16 protein-coding genes are annotated in these 20,763 nt (G+C 71.1%); 1 reads left to right on the forward strand and 15 read right to left on the reverse strand.

Annotation, left to right across the window (positions count from 1 at the left end; translation table 11 throughout):
- Positions 1-4: 4 nt before the first annotated feature.
- Complete coding sequence (locus AB0I29_RS19410) at positions 5-457, reverse strand: cupin domain-containing protein (protein WP_357484527.1); 453 nt, start codon at positions 455-457, stop codon at positions 5-7.
- A 170-nt stretch (positions 458-627) separates the two neighbouring features.
- Here AB0I29_RS19410 and AB0I29_RS19415 point away from each other — a divergent pair, with 170 nt between their 5' ends.
- The gene (locus AB0I29_RS19415) at positions 628-5,049 is read left to right on the forward strand and encodes a S8 family serine peptidase (RefSeq protein ID WP_357484530.1); all 4,422 of its coding nucleotides are present in this window, start codon (positions 628-630) and stop codon (positions 5,047-5,049) included.
- Between the two features lie 73 nt (positions 5,050-5,122).
- Here the strand turns inward: AB0I29_RS19415 and AB0I29_RS19420 are convergent, their stop codons facing one another.
- From AB0I29_RS19420 to murG, 14 genes are all read right to left on the reverse strand, one after another.
- Entirely contained in the window at positions 5,123-5,647 is a 525-nt protein-coding gene (locus tag AB0I29_RS19420; RefSeq protein ID WP_357484533.1) for an NUDIX domain-containing protein, read from the reverse strand.
- Positions 5,644-9,192 (reverse strand): DNA polymerase III subunit alpha, encoded by a 3,549-nt coding sequence (gene dnaE, locus AB0I29_RS19425; RefSeq protein WP_357484536.1) that lies wholly within the window; start codon positions 9,190-9,192, stop codon positions 5,644-5,646. Before dnaE ends, AB0I29_RS19420 begins: the two co-directional genes overlap by 4 nt.
- Before the next feature lie 62 nt (positions 9,193-9,254).
- On the reverse strand, positions 9,255-10,184 hold the full coding sequence (locus AB0I29_RS19430; RefSeq protein ID WP_357484539.1) for an RluA family pseudouridine synthase: 930 nt from the start codon (positions 10,182-10,184) through the stop codon (positions 9,255-9,257).
- Positions 10,184-10,864, reverse strand: coding sequence for a signal peptidase II (locus AB0I29_RS19435; protein WP_357484542.1), 681 nt, complete (start codon positions 10,862-10,864; stop codon positions 10,184-10,186). The genes AB0I29_RS19430 and AB0I29_RS19435 overlap by 1 nt, the downstream gene beginning before the upstream one ends.
- 251 nt (positions 10,865-11,115) lie before the next feature.
- Positions 11,116-11,622, reverse strand: a complete 507-nt coding sequence (locus tag AB0I29_RS19440; RefSeq protein ID WP_357484545.1) for a hypothetical protein — start codon at positions 11,620-11,622, stop codon at positions 11,116-11,118.
- Between the two features lie 309 nt (positions 11,623-11,931).
- Positions 11,932-12,399: a TraR/DksA C4-type zinc finger protein gene (locus tag AB0I29_RS19445; protein WP_036966460.1), complete on the reverse strand. Its 468-nt coding sequence runs from the start codon at positions 12,397-12,399 to the stop codon at positions 11,932-11,934.
- Positions 12,400-12,592: 193 nt separating this feature from the next.
- Positions 12,593-13,234, reverse strand: coding sequence for a DivIVA domain-containing protein (locus AB0I29_RS19450; RefSeq protein WP_020016671.1), 642 nt, complete (start codon positions 13,232-13,234; stop codon positions 12,593-12,595).
- A 264-nt stretch (positions 13,235-13,498) separates the two neighbouring features.
- Positions 13,499-13,795: a YggT family protein gene (locus AB0I29_RS19455; RefSeq protein ID WP_357484550.1), complete on the reverse strand. Its 297-nt coding sequence runs from the start codon at positions 13,793-13,795 to the stop codon at positions 13,499-13,501.
- Between the two features lie 123 nt (positions 13,796-13,918).
- Positions 13,919-14,389, reverse strand: a complete 471-nt coding sequence (locus AB0I29_RS19460; RefSeq protein ID WP_182614681.1) for a cell division protein SepF — start codon at positions 14,387-14,389, stop codon at positions 13,919-13,921.
- A 271-nt stretch (positions 14,390-14,660) separates the two neighbouring features.
- Positions 14,661-15,455: a peptidoglycan editing factor PgeF gene (gene pgeF / locus AB0I29_RS19465; RefSeq protein ID WP_357484554.1), complete on the reverse strand. Its 795-nt coding sequence runs from the start codon at positions 15,453-15,455 to the stop codon at positions 14,661-14,663.
- 22 nt (positions 15,456-15,477) lie between these two features.
- Positions 15,478-16,818: a cell division protein FtsZ gene (gene ftsZ, locus AB0I29_RS19470; RefSeq protein WP_285101504.1), complete on the reverse strand. Its 1,341-nt coding sequence runs from the start codon at positions 16,816-16,818 to the stop codon at positions 15,478-15,480.
- Between the two features lie 226 nt (positions 16,819-17,044).
- Positions 17,045-18,040 (reverse strand): FtsQ-type POTRA domain-containing protein, encoded by a 996-nt coding sequence (locus AB0I29_RS19475; RefSeq protein ID WP_357484558.1) that lies wholly within the window; start codon positions 18,038-18,040, stop codon positions 17,045-17,047.
- The gene (murC, locus tag AB0I29_RS19480; protein ID WP_285101501.1) at positions 18,040-19,542 is read right to left on the reverse strand and encodes a UDP-N-acetylmuramate--L-alanine ligase; all 1,503 of its coding nucleotides are present in this window, start codon (positions 19,540-19,542) and stop codon (positions 18,040-18,042) included. Before murC ends, AB0I29_RS19475 begins: the two co-directional genes overlap by 1 nt.
- The gene (gene murG, locus AB0I29_RS19485; RefSeq protein WP_357484562.1) at positions 19,539-20,690 is read right to left on the reverse strand and encodes an undecaprenyldiphospho-muramoylpentapeptide beta-N-acetylglucosaminyltransferase; all 1,152 of its coding nucleotides are present in this window, start codon (positions 20,688-20,690) and stop codon (positions 19,539-19,541) included. Before murG ends, murC begins: the two co-directional genes overlap by 4 nt.
- Between the last annotated feature and the right edge of the window lie 73 nt (positions 20,691-20,763).

A 20,763-nucleotide genomic window follows, 5' to 3' on the forward strand; every position in this document is an offset into this window, starting at 1 on the left:
CGACTCAGGCCTCCGGGCGCGGCGCGCGCAGGTGCGTGCGCTGCGCCAGCTCGGACTCGGCCACCAGCTCCAGCATCGGCTTGCCCGGGGCGCACATCATGGTCACCACGAACTCGGTCCGGGCGTCGTCCAGGGCGTTGCCGTCCTGGTAGTGGATGACGTCGCCGCCCGGCTCCCAGAACGTCCCGCCGGCCTCGACGACCCGCTCGGACTCGCCCTCCAGCTCGAACCGGACCGCCCCCTGGATGACGTACCCGAAGGCAGGCCCGGAGTGCCGGTGCGGCGGGGTGCCCGGGTCGCCCGGCTCCCACTGGACGTGCACGGTCATCGCCGAGGCGCCCTCGGGGATCGTGATCGGTGACGCGTCCTGCAGCATGGTGGCCGCCGTCATCCAGCTCGCCACCGGGCCGGCGTGCTCGCCGGCCTGGTGCAGGTGCTCCGCGTGGTTCTCAGTCATGGTGCTGCGCCTTTCGTCGTGTTCGTCTCGACGTCTCGACCGCACACCCTCCTGATCTGTGACTGGGTGAATCCTGTACAGAAGCATTGACATGGCACCGGGCGGTAAGCGAGGAATGTCGCACACCTGCACGTTGCTCGTTCCATCGCTGCCGTACCGAGGGAGCCGTCATGTCATACAGGTCCAGAACGCCCCTGCTCGCCGTGGCCGCGGTCACGGCACTAGCGGCGGCGTTCACGCCCGCGGCCGCGGCCGTGCTACCCGCGGCGCCGCCGGCCGCCGACAAGGTCGATCCCCGCGACCGCCTCGCCGAGGACCTGGTGCCGGCGGAGACCACCCCGCAGGCCGGGGTCGAGCGGGACGCCGGGATCCAGAAGTTCGCGCTCGGCCGCGGCAAGGCGGAGCGTACCTACCTCATCCGCCTGTCCGACGCCGCCGTGCCCACCTACACGGGTGGCGTCGAGGGCCTGGCCTCCACGGCGCCCCGCGCGGGCCGGACGCTCGACCCGTCGACCACCCGCGTCCGCGAGTACACGGAGTTCCTCGAGGCGGAGCAGGACGACTTCGTCACCCGCATGGAGCGGAAGGTCGGGCACGACGTCGAGGTGCCCTTCACGTACCAGTTCGCCGCCAACGGCCTGTCCGCCGTGCTGACCCCGGCCGAGGCGCGGAAGATCGCGCAGGACCCCGCCGTCGCGCACATCGCGCTCGACAAGGAGCACGAGCTGCACACGGACGCGGGTCCGGCCTGGAGCAACGCCGACGCGCTGTGGAACGCCGTCGAGGAGCTCGACCTGCCGGAGAACTACAAGGGCGAGGGGGTCGTGATCGGCACCATCGACACCGGCATCCACCCGTCCAGCCCCTCGTTCGCCGAGACCGGCGACGACGGCTACACGCACACCAACCCGCTCGGCGCGGGCAACTACCTGGGCGTCTGCGACCCGGCGAACACCGACCAATACGACCCCGACTTCCCCTGCAACGGCAAGCTCATCGGCGCCTACGGGTTCCTGAGCGCCGCCGACCGCAGCGCGCTGGACGAGGACGGCCACGGTTCGCACACGGCCTCCACCTCGGGCGGCAACGTGGTCGACGACGTGACACCGACGGCGCCGGAGGGCACGAACCCGCCGACGTTCGACGTCTCGGGCGTGGCCCCGCACGCCAACGTCATCAGCTACCGCGGCTGCTGCACGACCGCGGGCCTGACGGCCTCGATCGACCAGGCCATCGCCGACGGCGTCGACGTCATCAACTACTCGATCGGCTCCTCGTCGCCGTCGGACCTGTGGAACGACTTCGACGCGCTCGGCTTCCTCAACGCGCGCGCCGCGGGCATCTTCGTGGCCACCTCCAACGGCAACGACGGCCCCGGGTTCGCCACGACGGGCTCCCCCGCCGACGCGCCCTGGCTCACGTCGGTGGGCGCCTCGACGCACAACCGGCACATGCTCAACGCCCTGGAGAACCTGACCAGCAGCGCGGGTGACCTGCCGGACCTCACCGGCAAGTCCCTGACGGGTCCGCTCCCCGCGACCGGGATCATCGACGCGGCCTCCGTGGGCGACCCGCAGTGCACCACGACCACGGGCCACGAGGCGGACTACGCCGACAAGATCGTGGTCTGCGCCCGTGGCGGCAACGGCCGCGTGGAGAAGTCCGCCAACGTGGCGGCGCAGGGTGCCACCGGCTTCGTGCTGACGAACGACGAGGTCAACGGCGCCTCGCTGCTCGGTGACGCGTTCGCCGTCCCGGGTGTCGCCATCAGCTACGCCGACGGCGAGACCCTGCGGGCCTGGCTGGCGGAGGGCTCGGACCACACCGGGACGATCGCGGGCACCACGTTCATCACGGACGACGCGCTGGGCGACACCATGTCCAGCTTCTCGTCGCGCGGCCCCAACCGGGCCGTCGACACGATCGTCCCGTCCATCACCGCCCCCGGCGTCGACATCCTCGCCGCGTACGGTGTGGCCGACGGCGCGTACGACCACGTCGAGTACGGCATCATCTCGGGCACCTCGATGTCGAGCCCGCACGTGGCCGGCGCGGGCGCCCTGCTCACGCAGGCGCGTCCGGAGTGGACCCCGGCCCAGCAGCAGTCGGCGCTCATGACCACGGCGCGCACCACCGTCAAGGACTTCGACGGCTCGCCCGCCACTCCGTACGAGCAGGGCAGCGGCCACATGGACATCGGGGCCGCCGTCGAGGCGGGCCTGCTGTTCGACGAGACCGGCGCGAACTACGTGGCCGCGAACCCGGAGGAGGGTGGCGACCCGAGCACGCTCAACCTGCCGTCCTTCGCCGACACCCAGTGCCTCGCCACCTGCTCCTGGGAGCGGACGGCGGTCGCGCCGCCCTCGGCCCCGGCAGACGTCACCTGGACGGCGTCGGTCGAGTCCGACGACGCCCTGACCCTGTCGGTGGACCTGTCGGCGGACACCGTGTCCCCTGGTGACTCGCTCGGCATCTCGGTCACCGCGGACGTCGACGGCGCCCCCGACGGCGAGACGCTGTTCGGCCGCATCACGCTCACCCCGAGCAACGACGACGTCCCCGCGGTGACCCTCCCGGTCGCCGTCGTCCCGTCCGGCGCGATCCTGCCCAGCGAGATCGACGTCACCACGCGCCGGGACACCGGTTCGCAGGCCGTGACCGGCCTGAAGTCGATCGCCATCAGCGACTTCACCGGCTCGGTGAAGGGTCTCGTCGAGGCGGACCTGCACGAGGGTTCCCTCAGCCAGGACCCGACCAACGCCGACGCGTTCGACGACCTGAGCCAGGTCGAGGTCACGACGCTGGAGGTGCCCGACGGCGCCGCGCGGCTCGTGGCCGAGATCACCGCCGCCGAGGCGCCGGACCTCGACATGTTCGTCGGCACCGGTGACACGCCGAGCCCGGCGACCCAGGTCTGCGCCTCCACGACGTCGTCCGCCGCCGAGGCGTGCGACATCCCCGACCCGGAGGCCGGGACGTGGTGGGTGCTGGTCCAGAACTGGAGCGGCACCGAGGACCAGCCCGACGCGCACACGCTGGCGACCGCCGTCGTCCCGACCGAGGACCTCGGCAATGCCGGGGTGGCCGGGCCCGACGGCGAGGTACCGGTGGGCGAGCCGTACGACGTGCGGCTGCACTGGAACCTGCCCACGGCCGCCGAGGGCGACCTGTTCTTCGGCACCGCGGTGCTCGGCACGTCGCCCGACAGCCCGGGTGACATCGGCGAGATCCCGGTCCGTATCTCCCGGGTGGCCGACGACGTGACCAAGACGGCGTCGGTCGACGCCGCCGGCATCGGCGACACCATCGGCTACGACATCACCGTCCAGCCGAACGTCACGCCCGAGGACCTCACCTACACGGTCACCGACACGGTGCCGGACGGGCTGAGCATCGACGAGGCGTCGGTGACCGGTGACGGCGTCGTCGACGGGCAGACGATCACGTGGGAGGTGGACCTGCCCACGCAGGTGGGCGCGGTGGGCTCGTACGTGGCGTCCACGCCGGCGGACGACCCGCAGTGTGCGGCGTGGGCGGGGTTCCTGGACCTGGGCGCGGTCAACAACGGCGCTGGTATCCCGTTCAGCTCGCTCGACGGCGACACCGTCGCGGTCAACACGTTCGCCAACATCGGCCCGTTCTCGCACTACGACCAGCAGTCGCCGAGCCTCATCGTCTCCGACGACGGACTGATCACCATCGCGGGCGGGTACGGCGGCAGCCCCTGGGAGCCGCAGGAGCTTCCGAACACGGCCGCACCGAGCGGTGTGATCGCACCGCTCTGGTCGGACCTGCAGCTGTCGGTGGCGAACAACCGCGGTGTCCGGCTGGCGACCACTCCTGACGGTCAGGCCGCGGTGGCTCAGTGGGACGACCCGTTCGAGTTCGGCGGCGACCCCGCCGACCTCACCAACTCGGTCGGCACGTTCCAGGCCTGGATCTACAAGACCGTGTCGGAGGACCGCCCCGAGATCACCTTCGAGTACCCCGACCTGGGCGCACTGCCGGAGACGGCGACGATCGGGATCGAGAACCTCGCGGGCACGCTCGGCACCGCCGTCGTGAACGCGGGCGATCCGTCGTCCGCCCTGACCGAGGGCGGCTCGATCTGCCTCGACTACGTGGCGCCGGATCTCGACCCGGTCGCCCTGTCGTACGAGGTCACGGTGGCCCCTGACGCCGTCACGGGCACGTACACCAACTCCGCCGAGCACGTCACCGACAACCCGTTCGACGAGCCGGCCGTCACCTCGGTCGACGTCGACGTGACGGGTGTGCCGGACGTCCCCGCCTGGGACCGCAAGGCGATCTACACGGCTGGTGACGAGGTCCTCTACGACGGCTCCGTGTGGGTCGCCCAGTGGTGGACCAAGGGCCAGAAGCCGGGCGCCACGCCGTGGGGCCCGTGGGCCGAGGTCGGTGCGGATGTCGTCTGCGGCGACGAGACGTACCAGGCCTGGACGAACTCGTGGATCTACACCGGCGGCGAGACCGTCGAGCACGAGGGCAAGCTCTGGCGGGCCAAGTACTGGACCCGCAACCAGGAGCCGGGCATCCCGTGGGGCCCGTGGCAGAAGGTGGGCACCTGCTGACGTAGCCCACCCGTGATATGTCAGACGCTCAGGTCACCCCGGTGACCTGAGCGTCTGACATGTCGGGCGAAGGTCAGAAGCCGAACGTCAGCAGCCTGGGCATCTCGGTGCCGTGCCGGCCCGTGTCGTGGACCGCGCGCAGCACGGCCAGCTCGTGCGGCACGACCGGGTCCGGCAGCCCGACGAACGGGAACCACGCCAGGTCGGCCGCCTTGTCGGGCTCCTGGATCGACGGCGTGCCGGTCCAGCGGGTCACCTCGAACATGAAGTCGACGCGCTGCTCGATCGCGGGGCCGCCCGGCTCACCGCGGTGCAGCACCGTGAGCGGCCGGACGTCCTCGGGCGCCACCTCCACACCGAGCTCCTCGCGGGCCTCGCGCACGGCGGCGTCGACCACCGACTCGCCCTCCTCGACGTGCCCCGCGGCCGCGCAGGCCCAGAAGCCGTCACGGTAGCCGGTGCCCTGCCGCAGCTGGAGCAGCACCTGCCCCTCGCGCCGGAAGTAGAGGTAGGCCGCGGGCACCAGCGTGAACCGCTCGTGGTCGCGCTCGTCGTAGCGGTCCGTCTCTGCCGGCGCCGCGCCGGGGGCCTCGGTCACGACAGGCAGCCCTGGCCGAGCAGCGCCTTCAGGTCGCCGAACAGCGCGGGCGACTTCTCCACCCGCAAGGTGTCGGCGGCGCGGATCACGGTCCGCTTGCCGGGCTCCGCGACGGCGACGTGCACCTCGGCGGAGCCGGGATGGGTGGCCAGCACCTCGCGCAGCCGCACGATGACCGGCTCGACGGCGCGGGTGTGCGGCACGGTCACGGCCAGCGGCGAGTCCGACCCCGCCGTGATGTCGGGCAGGGCCACCTCCATGGCCTGCAGCGACATCGACTCGTCGCGGCGGCGCACCTTGCCGCGCAGCACCACGACCTGGTCCTCGGCGAGCATCGTCGAGTACGCCAGATAGGTCTCGCCGAAGAACATGACCTCGACGGCGCCCTCCAGGTCCTCGACCGTCACGGCCGCCCAGGGGTTGCCGTTCTTGCTCATCTTGCGCTGCACCGAGGTGAGCAGGCCGGCCACGGTCACCACCGAGTTGTCCGGCCGGTGCTCGTCGGCCAGCAGCGACGCGATCGAGGTGTCGGCGGACCGCTGCAGCACGTGCTCCAGACCGGACAGCGGGTGGTCGCTCACGTACAGGCCGAGCATCTCGCGCTCGAACTGCAGCTTCTGCTTCTTCTCCCAGTCCGGCAGGTCGGGCACGTCGACGGAGAAACCCATGCCCTCGTCGTCGGCACCGCCGCCGAAGTCGGCGAAGAGGTCGAACTGGCCCTCGGCCTCCTTGCGCTTCACGCCGATCACGGAGTCCACGGCCTGCTCGTGGATCACGAGCAGCGAGCGCCGCGTGTGGCCGAGCGAGTCGAAGGCGCCGGCCTTGATGAGCGACTCGATGGTCCGCTTGTTGCAGACGGGCGCCGGGACCTTGTCCAGGAAGTCCTGGAAGGACGTGTAGGTGCCCTTCTCCTCGCGGGCCTCGACGATCGCGTCCACGACGTTGCGGCCCACGTTCCGCACACCGGTGAGCCCGAACCGGATGTCGCCGCCCACGGCGGTGAACTTGGCGGCGGAGTCGTTGACGTCCGGCGGGAGCACCGTGATGCCCATGCGACGGCACTCGTTGAGGTAGAGCGCCATCTTGTCCTTGTTGTCGCCCACGGACTGCAGCAGGCCGGCCATGTACTCGGCGGGGTAGTTCGCCTTGAGGTACGCGGTCCAGTATGCGACGAGGCCGTAGCCGGCGGAGTGCGCCTTGTTGAAGGCGTAGCCGGCGAACGGGACCAGCGTGTCCCAGACCGCCTTGATCGCTCCGGCGCTGTACCCCTTCTCCTTGGCGCCCTTCTCGAAGTTGACGTACTCCTTGGCCAGCACCTCGGGCTTCTTCTTGCCCATGGCGCGGCGGAGCAGGTCGGCCTGTCCGAGCGAGTAGCCGGCCATGATCTGGGCGGCACGCTGCACCTGCTCCTGGTAGACGATCAGGCCGTAGGTCTCGTCGAGGATCTCCGCGAACGGCTCGATGACCTCGGCGTGGATCGCCTCGATCGGCTGCTGCTTGTTCTTGCGCAGCGCGTAGTTGATGTGCGAGTTCATGCCCATCGGCCCGGGCCGGTACAGGGCGATGACGGCGGAGACGTCCTCGAAGTTGTCGGGCCGCATCTGCCGCAGCAGGGACCGCATGGCGCCGCCGTCGAGCTGGAACACGCCGAGCGTGTTGCCGCTGGCGAGCAGCTCGTAGGTGGGCTTGTCGTCGAGCGCCACGTTCTCGATGTCGACCGGGTCCTTGCCGTTCATCACGATGTTCTCGAGCGCGTCGTCGAGGATCGTGAGGTTCCGCAGACCCAGGAAGTCCATCTTGATCAGGCCGAGGCCCTCGGACGTCGGGTAGTCGAACTGCGTGATGATCGCGCCGTCCTGCGGGCGCTTCATGATCGGGATGATGTCGATCAGCGGGTCGCTCGACATGATGACGCCGGCCGCGTGCACGCCCCACTGGCGCTTCAGGCCCTCGATACCGCGCGCGAGCTCGACCACGCGCTGGGCCTCGGGGTCGGCCTCGTGCACCTGGCGGAACTCCGCCGCCTCCGAGTACCGCTTGTCCTTCGGGTCGAAGATGCCGCTCAGGGAGATGTCCTTGCCCATGACGGCGGGCGGCATGGCCTTGGTGAGCTTCTCCCCCATGGCGTACGGCATGCCGAGCAGCCGAGCGGAGTCCTTGAGGGCCTGCTTGGCCTTGATGGTGCCGTAGGTGACGATCTGCGCCACGCGGTCGTCGCCGTACTTCTCCGTGACGTACCGGATGGCCTCACCGCGCCGACGCTCGTCGAAGTCGACGTCGACGTCGGGCATGGAGACGCGCTCCGGGTTGAGGAAGCGCTCGAAGATCAGGCCGTGCTCCAGCGGGTCCAGCTCGGTGATGCCCATCAGGTAGGACACCATCGACCCGGCGGCCGAACCACGCCCCGGCCCCACCCGGATGCCCTGGTCCTTGGACCAGTTGATGAAGTCGGCGACCACGAGGAAGTACCCCGGGAAGCCCATCTGGATGATGACCTCGACCTCGTAGTCGGCCTGCTTGCGGACCGCGTCCGAGTAGCCGTTCGGGTACCGGCGCAGCAGACCCGCCTCGACCTCCTTGATGAACCAGGAGATCTCGTCCTCGCCGTCCGGCACGGGGAAGCGCGGCATGTAGTTGGCCGAGGTGTCGAACGAGACCTCGCACTGCTCGGCGATGAGCAGCGTGTTGTCGCACGCCTCGGGAAGCTCCTTGAAGACCTTGCGCATCTCGGCGGCGGACTTCACGTAGTAGCCCGAGCCGTCGAACTTGAAGCGGTTCGGGTCGTCCAGCGTGGAGCCGGAGTTGATCGCCAGCAGCGCCTCCTGGCTGGTCGAGTCCTCCTCCCGCACGTAGTGCAGGTCGTTCGTGGCCACCAGCTTGGCGCCGATGACCTTGGACAGCTCGAGGAGCTCCTTGGTCACCCGGGTCTCGATGTCGAGCCCGTGGTCCATCAGCTCGACGTAGTAGTTCTCCTTGCCGAAGATGTCCTGCAGCTCGCCGGCCTGCCGGACCGCCTCGTCCCACTGGCCCAGCCGCAGGCGTGTCTGGATCTCGCCCGACGGGCAGCCGGTCGTCGCGATGAGCCCGTCGGAGTAGCGTTCCAGCAGCTCCCGGTCCATGCGGGGCCACTTGCCCATCTGGCCCTCCAGCGAGGCCAGGGAGGACGCCCGGAACAGGTTGTGCATGCCGGTGTTGTTCTTGCTCAGCAGCGTCATGTGCGTGTACGCACCGCGCGCGGAGACGTCGTCCGACTCCTGGCCCGCCTCGCCGTAGCGCACACGCGTCTGGTCGAACCGGCTGGTGCCCGGCGTGATGTAGGCCTCGACGCCGATGATCGGCTTGATGCCCGCCTTCTGCGCCTGCGCCCAGAACTCGTGCGCACCGAACAGGTACCCGTGGTCCGTCGTCGCGATGGCGCTCTGGCCCTGCCGCGCGACCTCCCCCATGAGGTCGCCGATTCTCGCCGCGCCGTCCAGCATCGAGAACTCGGTGTGGACGTGGAGGTGGACGAAGTCGTCGCTCTTCGAGGCGGTCGCGGAGGGCATGTCCATGATCTTAGGACGGCTCTCCGACACTCCGGCCCAGCAACGCCGAGCCACATCTCACATCACTTGTACGCGCCCCGCACGACCTCGAGCGCGGCCTCCAGATCTGCCGGGTACGGCGACTCCACCTCGACCCAGCGCCCGGTCACGGGGTGCTCGAAACCCAGCCGGTGCGCGTGCAGCCACTGCCGCGTGAGCCCCACCCTGGAGGCCAGCACCGGGTCCGCGCCGTAGGTCAGGTCGCCCACGAGCGGGTGGCGCAGCGCCGCGAAGTGCACCCGGATCTGGTGGGTGCGTCCGGTCTCCAGGTGCACCTCCAGCAGGGAGGCCGCGGACAGCATCTCCAGCGTCTCGTAGTGCGTCACCGACGGCTTGCCGTCCGCGGTCACCGCGAACTTCCAGTCCGAGCTGGGGTGCCGGCCGATCGGCGCGTCGATCGTGCCCGTCGTCGGGTCGGGGTGGCCCTGGGCGAGCGCGTGGTAGACCTTGTCGACCGTGCGTTCCTTGAAGGCGCGCTTGAGGCCCGTGTACGCGACCTCCGACTTGGCCACGACCATGAGGCCCGACGTCCCGACGTCGAGCCGGTGCACGATCCCCTGCCGCTCGGCGGCGCCCGACGTCGAGACGCGGTAGCCCGCGGCGATCAGCGCGCCGACCACGGTCGGTCCGGTCCAGCCCGGCGACGGGTGCGCCGCCACGCCGACGGGCTTGTCGATCACGACCAGGTCGTCGTCGTCGTACACGATGCCCATGCCGGGCACGGGCTCCGCCACGACCTCGACGGCGGGCCGCTCCTCCGGCATGTCCACCTCGAGCCAGCCGCCCGCGACCACGCGGTCCGACTTGCCGACCTGACGCCCGTCGAGCGAGACGGCGCCCGCCTCGGCGAGCTCCGCGGCGCGCGTCCGCGAGAAGCCGAGCATGCGGGCCAGCGCCGCGTCGACCCGGTCGCCGGCGAGCCCGTCGGGGACGGGCAGGGTCCGCAGCGCCATCAGGCGGGGTCGCCCTGCTCGCCGACCGTCTTCCCGGAGGGCTTCCCGGATGTCTCGTCCGCCACCTTGTCCACCGAGGCATCGGCGGCTTCCTCCGCCGCGGCGTCGGCGGGCTCGTCACCCGTGTGCCGCTTGCCGTCCAGGCCGATCCCCCGCAGGGAGAGCAGGGCGATCAGCACGGCCGCGGCGACGACGGCGATGTCCGCCACGTTGCCCACGAAGAAGCCGGCGTAGTCGATGAAGTCCACGACGTGCCCGCGCGCGAACCCGGGCTCGCGCGCCAGGCGGTCGATGAGGTTGCCGACGGCGCCACCGAGCAGCAGGCCGAGCGCGACGGCCCAGCCCCGCGACCCGAGGCGGCCGATCGCCCGGACGATGAAGACCACGACGACCGTCACGACGATGGTCAGGATCCAGGTGTAGCCCGAGGCGATCGACAGCGCGGCGCCGGGGTTGTAGATGAGGCGCAGGCCGAGCAGGTCGCCCACGAGCGGGATCGGCTCGGCGTTCGGCGTCAGTGCGGACTCGGCCCACCACTTCGTGAGCTGGTCGGCGGCCAGGACGAGGGCCGCGAGCACGCCGGTCCAGGCAACGAGCACACGGCTGCCCGACGGCGAGGGCGTGGCTGCGGGACTGGACTTGTCGCCGGCCACGGCGGAGGGTTCAGCGGGAGTAGACATCAGGCAAAGTCTCCCATGCCATGAGCCCTGCCCGACCCAGCGTCCGGCGCCGCGTCGGAGATCAGCGGAAGGACGCGGAAACACGACCCGGCGCGGACCGTGAAAAACGGAGCCTACGGACAAAGGCTCCGAATTGCTGGAGCACCCCGCACAAAGGCAGCGAGGCCCTTTCCCGGATTTCCGGGAAAGGGCCTCGCCTGGTGCGACATCACCGCGTCACCGCGCGGCGACAGTCAATTGACGTCAGAACGTCAGCAAGCGGCGTAGCCGGTCACGTTGCCGGTCTGGAACAGGTTCAGCGGGCCGTCCCAGTGCCACGGCGCGACGCACACGTTGTTCAGGACGTTGACCGAGTCCTCGCCACCGATGACGGCGTCGCCCTCGTCGCAGGCCTGGTAGTCCGTCAGGTTGGCGGTGCTACCCACGTTGCCCGGGCCCTCCCAGTACCAGGGAGCGACGCACACGTTGTTCAGCGCGTTGAAGCTGCCGTCGCCACCGATCTCGACGACCTCACCAGCCGTGGCGACCTCCTCGGGGACCATCACGCCGTCGATCCCCTCGGGGAGCTCCGCGTTCTGGGTCGCGCCGAGCACGTCCAGCGCACCGTCGGCGCCGACGACGCCGACGGCACCGTCGATCCCGCCGAGCACCTCGCTGGTCTCGGCCGAGCTGATCACGTGCGCCTCGGGCGAGTCGCCCTGGGTCAGTGCGCTGGCGCCCGACGCCGCGGCGACGACCAGACCGGCCGACATGGCCACGGCCGCACCCGCACGACACGTTGCACGGAATCCTCGGATCATTGTGTTTTCCCCCTCGAATAGCGTCCGTCGAAATAGCGGTGAACCACACGTGTGTGATTCACCTGGACGAGCATCCGGGGTGAAATTCACCCTGTCAATCGGAACGTGACGTGCCGCACGGAGCGCCGGGAGTACGAAAAACGACATTCCAGGATCGAACTCCATGGCAATGCATGAGGTATGCACGTAACTCAGACATCACAACGTTGATATCGAGTGCAGGATCCGGTGCACGGTCCGGCGTGACGCCCTCGTCACGCCAGCCGCTCAGGCCCCGCGGCGCTCCTCGCGCGCCTTCGCCTCGACCGACAGCGTGGCCCTCGGGAACGCCTGCAGCCGAGCCTTGCCGATCGGCAGGTCCGTGAGCTCGCACGTGGCGTAGGTGCCCTTCCGGATCCGGTCGAGGGCGTGGTTCGTCTGGTCCAGGAGGTCACGCATGTTGTTGACGAGCGTCAGCTCCTGCTCGCGCTCCAGGGCGCTCGAGCCGTAGTCGGCCTGGTCGTCGCCGGCGCCGTCGCCCGAGTTGCGCAGCAGGTCCGACAGCTCACGGTCGGCGACGTGCAGCTCGCGCTCCAGCCGCTCCTTGTCCTCGAGGAGCAGCGCGGCCAGCTCCTCCGCCTCACGGACGGTCCAGGGTTCTTCACCGTCACGGACGGGAAACTTCTTCACGTCTCGTGTCAGGTTCGGGAACTCCTGCTTGATCGCCGCTCGCGTCGCAGTCGAGATCTTGGTCATGGGTTCCCCTTCGCGGTCGCCCCCGGTGGTCAAGTGCACGAAGCGTAAGCACAAGCGGCCAGACGCACAACGGGGCGCGCCGTTGTGGCGCGCCCCCATGATGAGCGTGTGCCGCACAACTCGCACGGCGGCCGGACGTGAGGTGGGGACGTCCGGGCCGCCGTGCGTGTCGAGCGGTGCTGTCAGACGGCCCTCAGATGCCCTGGGCCATCTCGGCCGGCCGGCCGGACTGCTGGTTGTTCCGCGGCGGCAGGGCCGAGCCCCGCGCGTCCAGGTCGCCCAGCAGGTTCTGCAGGAAGCTCTTCAGGCGGGTGCGGTAGTCGCGCTCGAACAGGCGCAGCTCGTCGATCTTGCGCTCCAGCAGCGAACGCTCCTGCTCGAGCTGGGAGAGCGTGCGGTGCGACGTCTCCTCGGCGTCGCGCACGATGCGCGCACCTTCGGTCTTGGCCTCCGTGATGAGGCGGTCACCCTCCTCCTGGCCGGAGCGCACGTAGTCGTCGTGCAGCTTCTGGGCCAGCTGGAGCATGCCGGTCGCCGACTCGGGCTCCGGGCCGTTGCCCTTGGGGCCGGCGGGGCCGGTAGGCATGACGGGCGCCGCGACCGGCGCGGCCTGCGCGCGGGCGGGGGCGGCGGCGTCGCTGCGCGACAGCTCCGCGATGCGCCGCTCGGCGGCCGCGACCTTCTGCCGCAGGCCCTCGTTCTCCTCCTGGACGTTGGTCAGCGTCCGCACGACCTCGTCGAGGAAGTCGTCGACCTCCTCGACGTCGTAGCCCTCGCGGAACTTCGTCGCGGAGAACTTCTTGTTGAGGATGTCCTCTGCTGTAAGCAGTGCCATCGTGTCACCTCGAAAGTTAGAACGTAGGAACGCTGAACTCGGACGTCGGCGCTAGCAAGCCGCGCGCCCTTCGCCGAAGCCCACGGTAGCGGACGACATCGGCCCGGGACACCGGGAGCACCCCCGGGCACGATTTCCTCACAGAGTGTGCCGTGTCACCCCAGCCCGGATCCATGCATCGGTCAATATTCTCGTGCCTCACATCGATGAATCGTGCGCCACTCCGACGAGAACCGGCACATCTCCACCACTTTTCCGGTGGCGTCAGCCCATCCTGGCCCAGGAACCGACAAGCTGGGAGAGGATCGAGACGCCGAAGAACAGGACGATGAAGGCCAGGTCGAGCTGGATCTGGCCCAGCCGCAGCGGCGGGATCAGCCGGCGCAGGAACCGCAGCGGCGGGTCCGTGACCGTGTAGACCGCCTCGGCAACCACGAGCAGAACACCACGCGGCCGCCAGTCCCGGGCAAAGAACTGCACCCAGTCGAAGATGAGCCGACCGATGAGGAACAGGATGAAGAGCCACAGCAGGAAGCTGATGAACTGCAGGATCAGAGTCACACGCACAACTTAACGTGTTCGTCCCCCGGATCCCATGAACCTGCGCGGATGCGATGTGGGGACAGACGTGAGCGGGGAGCGTTCGCCGTGTGGCGACCGCCCCCCGCTCAGGTCTCGTGGTGATCAGCTCTGGTTGTAGAAGCCGCCGCGTCCGTTCGGCTTCTCGGTGGCGACCTGCTCCTCGGCCGCGATCTCCACGTGCTCGGGAGAGAGCAGGAAGACCTTGTTGGTCACCCGCTCGATCGAGCCGTGCAGGCCGAAGATGAGGCCGGCCGAGAAGTCGACCAGGCGCTTGGCGTCGGCGTCGTCCATGTCGGAGAGGTTCATGATGACGGGAGTGCCGGCGCGGAAAGCCTCGCCGATGCTCCGTGCGTCGTTGTACGAGCGCGGGTGCACGGTCGTGATGCGGCGCAGCTCCCCCGTGGAGAGCGCCTGGTGGGGCACGCCATCGCGGTGCAGCGGCGTGACCTGCGCGTGTCGGTGGTCCTCCACGTTCTCCTCCAGGCCCTCGTCGTACTCGTCGAGGTACTCCTGCTCGCCCTGATCGTCGGCGAGGCCCAGATACAGCATGGTCTTGCGAAGCGCTCCGGCCATCGCTCACTCTCCGTTCGTCGCCTGCTGTGCGTCCTTCTGTCTGTGTCCCAGCGGGCCCGTACAACAGGTCCGACCTTGACCTCCGACCGAGGTCGTCTTGACAAAAGTAGCCCGGCGCAATCCGACCCGGAAGTGCGACACGCCGTGCCACGAACAACTTTGCCAAAGTTGTTCAGCGATTGCTCGCTAAAAACGACATCCGTGTGATTTCGCAGGTCAGGGCACTGTTGTCGGCGTGTCGCGGATGTGGCGGGAATCCGCCACGGCGGGCTCAGAACAGCGCCACGACGCCCGCCTGCCGTCCGGTCGTGACGCCGGTCACGCTCGCCCGGCGGTGCGAGAACAGCTCCGGGTCCTCCAGCGTGCAGCGCTCGACCCGCGTGACCGCCACCCCCCGGGAGACGAGCTGCGCGACCACCCCTGCGGGCAGGTCGAGGCCCGGCGTGCCGTCGCTCGTGGTCGCGAAGGTCTCGGGCACGACCGCGGCCACCTCGTCGCGCATCGCGGCGGGCACCTCGTAGCACCGCCCGCACACCGCGGGCCCGACGGCGGCGCGCACGCTCTCGGGATCCGCGCCCCGGGCGACCAGCGAGTCCAGCGCCCGGTGCACCACGCCGGCCAGCACACCCTTGCGCCCGGCGTGCGCGACGGCGACCACGCGGGCCACCGGGTCGGCGAGCAGCACCGGCACGCAGTCGGCGACCAGCACCCCGAGGCCCAGCCCGCGCTCGGAGGTGACGAGGGCGTCACCCTCCCCCGCCGAGGCCGGCGGCCGGGGCGCGGCCCACAGCGCGCGCTCGGTCGCGCCGAGCTCCAGCACGACGTCGCCGTGCACCTGGGTGGCGAACGCGACCGGCGCGCCGAGACGCTCGGCGGCACGGGACCGGTTGACCGCGACCCGCGCGCCGTCGTCGGACACGTTCAGGCCCAGGTTGAGACCTCCGCCGCCGTCCGCGGCCGCCCACGGGGCGAGCGAGACGCCGCCCGCGCTGGACGTGAAGAAGGCGTGCACCCCGTCGCCCAGGTCGACGGGGTGCACGCCTGCAAGAGTCCGGGTTTCGCTCACGGGTGCGAGGTTACCCGGCCGGTCACTTCAGGAAGTCGGGGACGTCCAGGTCCTCCGTGGAACGACGCGGGTTCTCGTCGTACAGCGGCGGGACCTCGACCCGCTCGCCCTGCTCGCGCCCCACCTCCTGGCGGTTGAACGAGCCCTGCACCACGACGGCCGGCTCGTCCAGCGTGCGCGGCACGTCGTCCGAACCCTCGTCGTCGATCACGCGGGGCAGCGTGGACACGGGCGCCGGCTGGTGCGTCGGCGGGACCGACGGCGGCATGCCGTTCACCCCGGTGTGCTCGGGCGCGCGGCGGGCGGCGTCCGACACGTCGGGCAGTGGGACCGGCGCGGTGGCGGGGCTGCGCGAGCCCGTCCCGACCGCACCGGCGACCTGGCCGAGCGCGCGGTTGTCCTTGCGCTCCTTGGGCAGGCCGCCGTCGAAGCCGGCCGCGATGACGGTGACCCGCACCTCGTCGCCCAGCGCGTCGTCGATGACCGTACCGAAGATGATGTTCGCCTCCGGGTGCGCGGCCTCCTGCACCAGGCGCGCGGCCTCGTGCACCTCGAACAGGCCGAGGTCGCTGCCGCCCTGGATCGAGAGCAGCACGCCGTGCGCGCCGTCGATCGAGGCCTCGAGCAGCGGCGACGAGATCGCCAGCTCGGCGGCCTGCACCGCACGGTCCTCGCCGCGCGCGGAGCCGATGCCCATGAGCGCCGAGCCCGCACCCTGCATGACCGACTTCACGTCGGCGAAGTCGAGGTTGATCAGGCCGGGCGTGGTGATGAGGTCGGTGATGCCCTGCACGCCGGAGTGCAGCACCTGGTCCGCCGAGTGGAACGCCGCGATGGCGGACACGTTCCGGTCGGACATCGACAGGAGCCGGTCGTTCGGGATGACGATCAGCGTGTCGACCTCGTCGCGGAGGTTCTCGATGCCGCTCTCGGCCTGGACCGCACGGCGCCGGCCCTCGAACGTGAACGGGCGCGTCACCACGCCGACGGTCAGCGCGCCGAGCGAGCGCGCGATGCGCGCCACGACCGGGGCGCCGCCCGTGCCGGTGCCGCCGCCCTCGCCCGCGGTGACGAAGACCATGTCGGCGCCGCGCAGGACGTCCTCGATCTCCTCGGCGTGGTCCTCGGCGGCCTTCTTGCCGACCTCGGGGTCCGCGCCGGCGCCGAGGCCGCGCGTGAGCTCGCGCCCGACGTCGAGCTTGACGTCGGCGTCCGACATCAGGAGCGCCTGTGCGTCGGTGTTGATCGCGATGAACTCGACGCCCTTGAGGCCGACCTCGATCATGCGGTTGACGGCGTTCACACCACCGCCGCCGATACCGACCACCTTGATTACTGCCAGGTAGTTCTGCGGAGTTGCCACGTCGTCGCCTTTCGATTCGGGTCCCGAGTCCCGACTCTCATCCCTCCCAAAGTCTCAGGTTGAGGTAGAGGGTTAGAGTTATGTCAGGTTGCTGCTGAGTTCGACGGTAGGTGTGCCGCCGGGGTGTGTCGAAGACATCGTTGCGCGTGTCGCGCAACGATGCACGCGAGAAATCACACCGATGTTATTCCTGGTCGGTGCGTGACCTGCTCGGTAGGTGGCCTGGTCAGTGCGTGACCGGCAGGCCGGGCGACGACACGTCGACGGTGGTCGCCGTCGGCTCCGCCCGCAGCAGCGTCTGCGCGACCTTCGTCTTGAGCGGTACGTCCGCGCCGCTCCCCCACCGGATCACGCGCCCGTCGGACAGCGTGGTCCGTACGTCGTCCTGCGTCGCCGCGCTCACCGTCGTGATGTCGGCCGCCAGCTTCGGCGGCAGCGCGCCGAGCACCGCGAGGGCCGCGTCCAGGGCGCGGCGGCCGGCCCCGGCGTCGGACAGCGAGGTCACGATCGAGGGCAGGCCGTCGGGCACCTCCTCGGCGGTCCCGACGCGGACGCCCTCGGCGTCCATCAGCGCGTACACGTCGCCCGGCTGTGGCACCGCGGCGACCGGCTCGCGCGAGGTGAGCTCCACCGTGAGCCCGTCGGGCCAGGCCCGCGTGATCCGCACGTTCTTCACGGCGTTCATCGCGAGGATCTCCTCGCGCAGGCCCACCGTGTCCAGGCGCGGCAGGGGCACGCCCGCCTCGTCGGTCACGGCCTCACGCACCTCGCCGACGTCGACCGTGGTGCCCTCCCCGGTGACCCGCACCTGCTCCGCGTCGAGCGCGAACAGCGGCGAGACGAACGCCGCCCACCCGAGGCCTGCCGCGACCGCGACCGCGAACGCGGTCCAGCCGATCCGGCGCCACACGCGGTAGCGCGCCATCGCGGTGCGCTCCGCGAGCCGGTCGGCGAGCTGGTCCGAGACCACACCCACCCGGCCGCCCGCGGACGGCGTCGCGCCGGTCGCGGGACGCTCCTGGGGGGCCGGCCGCGATCGGCCGGTCTCCTGCCGGTCGCCGGCGGGCCGGCCGCCGACCGACCGGTCCCGCCGGGCCTCGTCCTGCAGGTCCCGGCCCCGGTGGTCCGCCTCCGGCCCTCCCCGGTCCTGTGCGGCCGCGCCCTGGTCCGCCGGGCGCGGCCGTGCCGTGCCCGCGGCGCGAGGGCGCGCGGGCGGGCGCATCAGTCCTCGCCCAGCCCCGGCGTACCGGTCGCCACGCGGCCCGCGAGGCGCGCCAGCACGGCGGGTCCGAGCTGGGTGACGTCGCCGGCGCCCACCGTGAGCACCACGTCGCCCGGCCGGGCGAGGTCGGCGATCACGTGCGCGGCGTCGAGCCGGTCCGGAACCGCGTAGGCGGCGCCGTGGTCGGTCATGAGGTCCACGATCGTGTTCGGCGTGACCGTCGGGTCGAGCTCCTCGCGTGCCCCGTAGATGTCCGTGACCACCACCTCGTCGGCGGCGGACAGCTCCTGCGCGAACCGGTCGGCGAACGTCTTGGTGCGCGAGTACAGGTGCGGCTGGAACAGCACGAGCACCCGGCCGCCGTCGGCGATCTCGCGGGCCGCCGTCAGCACGGCCTTGATCTCCGTGGGGTGGTGGGCGTAGTCGTCGACGACGAGCACGCCGTCGGCCTGGCCCTTCTCCTCGAAGCGGCGGCCCGTGCCGATGAACGCCTCGACGCCGGCGACCGCCTGCTCGGCGGGCACGCCGAGCAGCACCGACGCGATGACGGCGGCGGTCGCGTTGAGCACGTTGTGCTTGCCGGGGACCGACAGGCGCATCGGGATGCCGGGCACGCTGCCGGACACGCCGGCGCCGTCGGCCACCTGCTCGTTGGTGCCCAGCACGTCGCCGCGCAGCACCGCGGTGGTGCCCTCCGGCGTCGTGGAGATGTCGGTGACCCGCACGCGGGCGGTGTCGTTGGTGCCGTAGGTGATGACGTGGCCGCCGGTGGCGCAGATCGTGGCGCCCACCGACAGCGAGCCCTCGTCGTCGGCGCAGGCGATGAGCCAGCCCTCGGGCACCAGGCGGCGCGCGAACCGGATGAACGCGCCGTTGAACGCCTCCGGGGTGCCGTAGTGGTCCAGGTGGTCGGCCTCGACGTTGGTCACCACGGCGATGGTGGGCGTGTAGTTGAGGAACGAGCCGTCCGACTCGTCGGCCTCCGCCACGAGCACGTCGGACGAGCCCAGGTGGCCGCCCGGCGTCGAGCCGCTGGCGGTGCGCACCGTGCTGCCGATCGCGTACGACGGGTCCAGCCCCGCCTCGCGCAGGATCGTCGCGACCATGGCGGACGTCGTCGTCTTGCCGTGCGCGCCGGCGACGGCGACGCCGCGCGACCCCTCCATCAGCGCGGCCAGGGCCTGCGAGCGGTGGAGCACGTTGAGGCGTCGGGACCGGGCAGCGGAGAGCTCCGGGTTGTCCTCGTGCACGGCGCTGGAGATCACCACGGTGTCGGCGCCGGTGAGGTGGGCGGCGTCGTGGCCCACCCACACCTTGATGCCCTCTTCCCGCAGCGCCGCGAGGGCTTCCGACTCGGCGGCGTCGGAGCCCTGCACGGCGACCCCGCGCCCGGCGAGCAGCCGCGCGACGACGGACATGCCCGCCCCGCCGATGCCGATCATGTGGACGCGGCCGAGCTTCGCGACCTGATCCGCCATCTGATCCGTGACCGTGGTGCTCATGACCTGACCTCCGTGGTGTCGGTACCTGCTGACCGTACGGCTTGCTCGACGAGATCGACGACACGAGCCGCGCCGTCGCTGGTGCCGGCCGACCCCGCGGCCTTCGCCATGACACCGAGCCGCTCGCGGTCCGCGAGCAGCGTGGGAACGTTCTGGGCCACCCAGGCGGGCGTGACGTCGGCGTCGTCCACCAGGAGGCCGCCACCGGCCTCGACCAGCGGGGCGGCGTTCAGCCGCTGCTCGCCGTTGCCGATCGGCAGCGGCACGTAGACGGCCGGGATGCCGAGCGCGGCCAGCTCGGCGACGGAGCCCGCGCCGGAGCGGCAGACCACGAGGTCGGCCACCGCGTAGGCGTGCTCCATCTGCTCGAGGTACTCGCGCACCTGGTAGCGCTGCGGGTCGACGCCCGCGACGGTCTCGCGGACCTCGTCGGCCTTGCCCTTGCCCGTCAGGTGCAGCACCTGCGCACCCGCCGCGAGGATCTGGGTGGCGGCGCCCGAGACGGCGCGGTTCAGGCTCAGGGCGCCCAGCGAGCCGCCGGTGACCACGAGGGTCGGCAGCGCGGGGTCGAGGCCGAGCTCGGCGGCGGCCCGGGCACGCACGCCCGCGGCGTCGGCCTCGCGCGCCTGGACCAGGCCCGCGATGGCCTGCCGCAGCGGCAGGCCCGTGAGGATGCCGCCGCGCAGCGGCGTGCCGGCGAAGGTGACGCCCACGCGCGATGCCCACCGCGCGCCGAGGCGGTTGGCGAGGCCCGGGCGGGCGTTCTGCTCGTGGATCACGATGGGCACGCCCTTGCGCTTGGCCGCGAGGTAGGCCGGGGTGGCGACGTACCCGCCGAACCCGATCACGGCCTGCGCGCCGATCTCGTCGATCGCGTCCTCCGCGGCCCGCACCGCGGCCGTCAGCCGGCCGGGCAGCCGCAGCAGCTCGGGGCTCGGGCGGCGCGGCAGCGGCACGCGCGGGATCGGGCGCAGCTCGTAGCCGCGCGACGGCACGAGGTCGGCCTCCAGGCCGGTGGTGGTGCCGAGCGCGAGCACGCGCGCGCCGGGCTCCCGGCGCCGCACCTCGTCGGCCACCGCGAGCAGGGGGTTCACGTGTCCCGCGGTGCCGCCTCCGGCAAGCACCACCGACACAACTGCTGAGCTCATCATCACCTTCTCGTCGTCGCCCGGGCCCGGGCGAATCGATCGCGACGCGGCCTGCCGTGCAGGATCTGGTCAC

Origin of the sequence: Promicromonospora sp. NPDC050262 (assembly GCF_040655935.1) — a bacterium.
In the GTDB taxonomy this organism is placed as follows: domain Bacteria; phylum Actinomycetota; class Actinomycetes; order Actinomycetales; family Cellulomonadaceae; genus Promicromonospora.

Excerpts from the sequence above, each read along its gene's own strand:
- dnaE (WP_357484536.1), bottom strand. The coding sequence starts at position 9,192 with ATGCCCTCCGCGACCGCCTCGAAGAGCGACGACTTCGTCCACCTCCAC.
- AB0I29_RS19445 (WP_036966460.1), bottom strand. The coding sequence starts at position 12,399 with ATGACCAAGATCTCGACTGCGACGCGAGCGGCGATCAAGCAGGAGTTC.
- AB0I29_RS19475 (WP_357484558.1), bottom strand. The coding sequence starts at position 18,040 with ATGCGCCCGCCCGCGCGCCCTCGCGCCGCGGGCACGGCACGGCCGCGC.
- AB0I29_RS19410 (WP_357484527.1), bottom strand. The coding sequence starts at position 457 with ATGACTGAGAACCACGCGGAGCACCTGCACCAGGCCGGCGAGCACGCC.
- murC (WP_285101501.1), bottom strand. The coding sequence starts at position 19,542 with ATGAGCACCACGGTCACGGATCAGATGGCGGATCAGGTCGCGAAGCTC.
- AB0I29_RS19435 (WP_357484542.1), bottom strand. The coding sequence starts at position 10,864 with ATGTCTACTCCCGCTGAACCCTCCGCCGTGGCCGGCGACAAGTCCAGT.
- AB0I29_RS19415 (WP_357484530.1), top strand. The coding sequence starts at position 628 with ATGTCATACAGGTCCAGAACGCCCCTGCTCGCCGTGGCCGCGGTCACG.
- AB0I29_RS19430 (WP_357484539.1), bottom strand. The coding sequence starts at position 10,184 with ATGGCGCTGCGGACCCTGCCCGTCCCCGACGGGCTCGCCGGCGACCGG.
- AB0I29_RS19450 (WP_020016671.1), bottom strand. The coding sequence starts at position 13,234 with ATGGCACTGCTTACAGCAGAGGACATCCTCAACAAGAAGTTCTCCGCG.
- murG (WP_357484562.1), bottom strand. The coding sequence starts at position 20,690 with ATGAGCTCAGCAGTTGTGTCGGTGGTGCTTGCCGGAGGCGGCACCGCG.
- AB0I29_RS19460 (WP_182614681.1), bottom strand. The coding sequence starts at position 14,389 with ATGGCCGGAGCGCTTCGCAAGACCATGCTGTATCTGGGCCTCGCCGAC.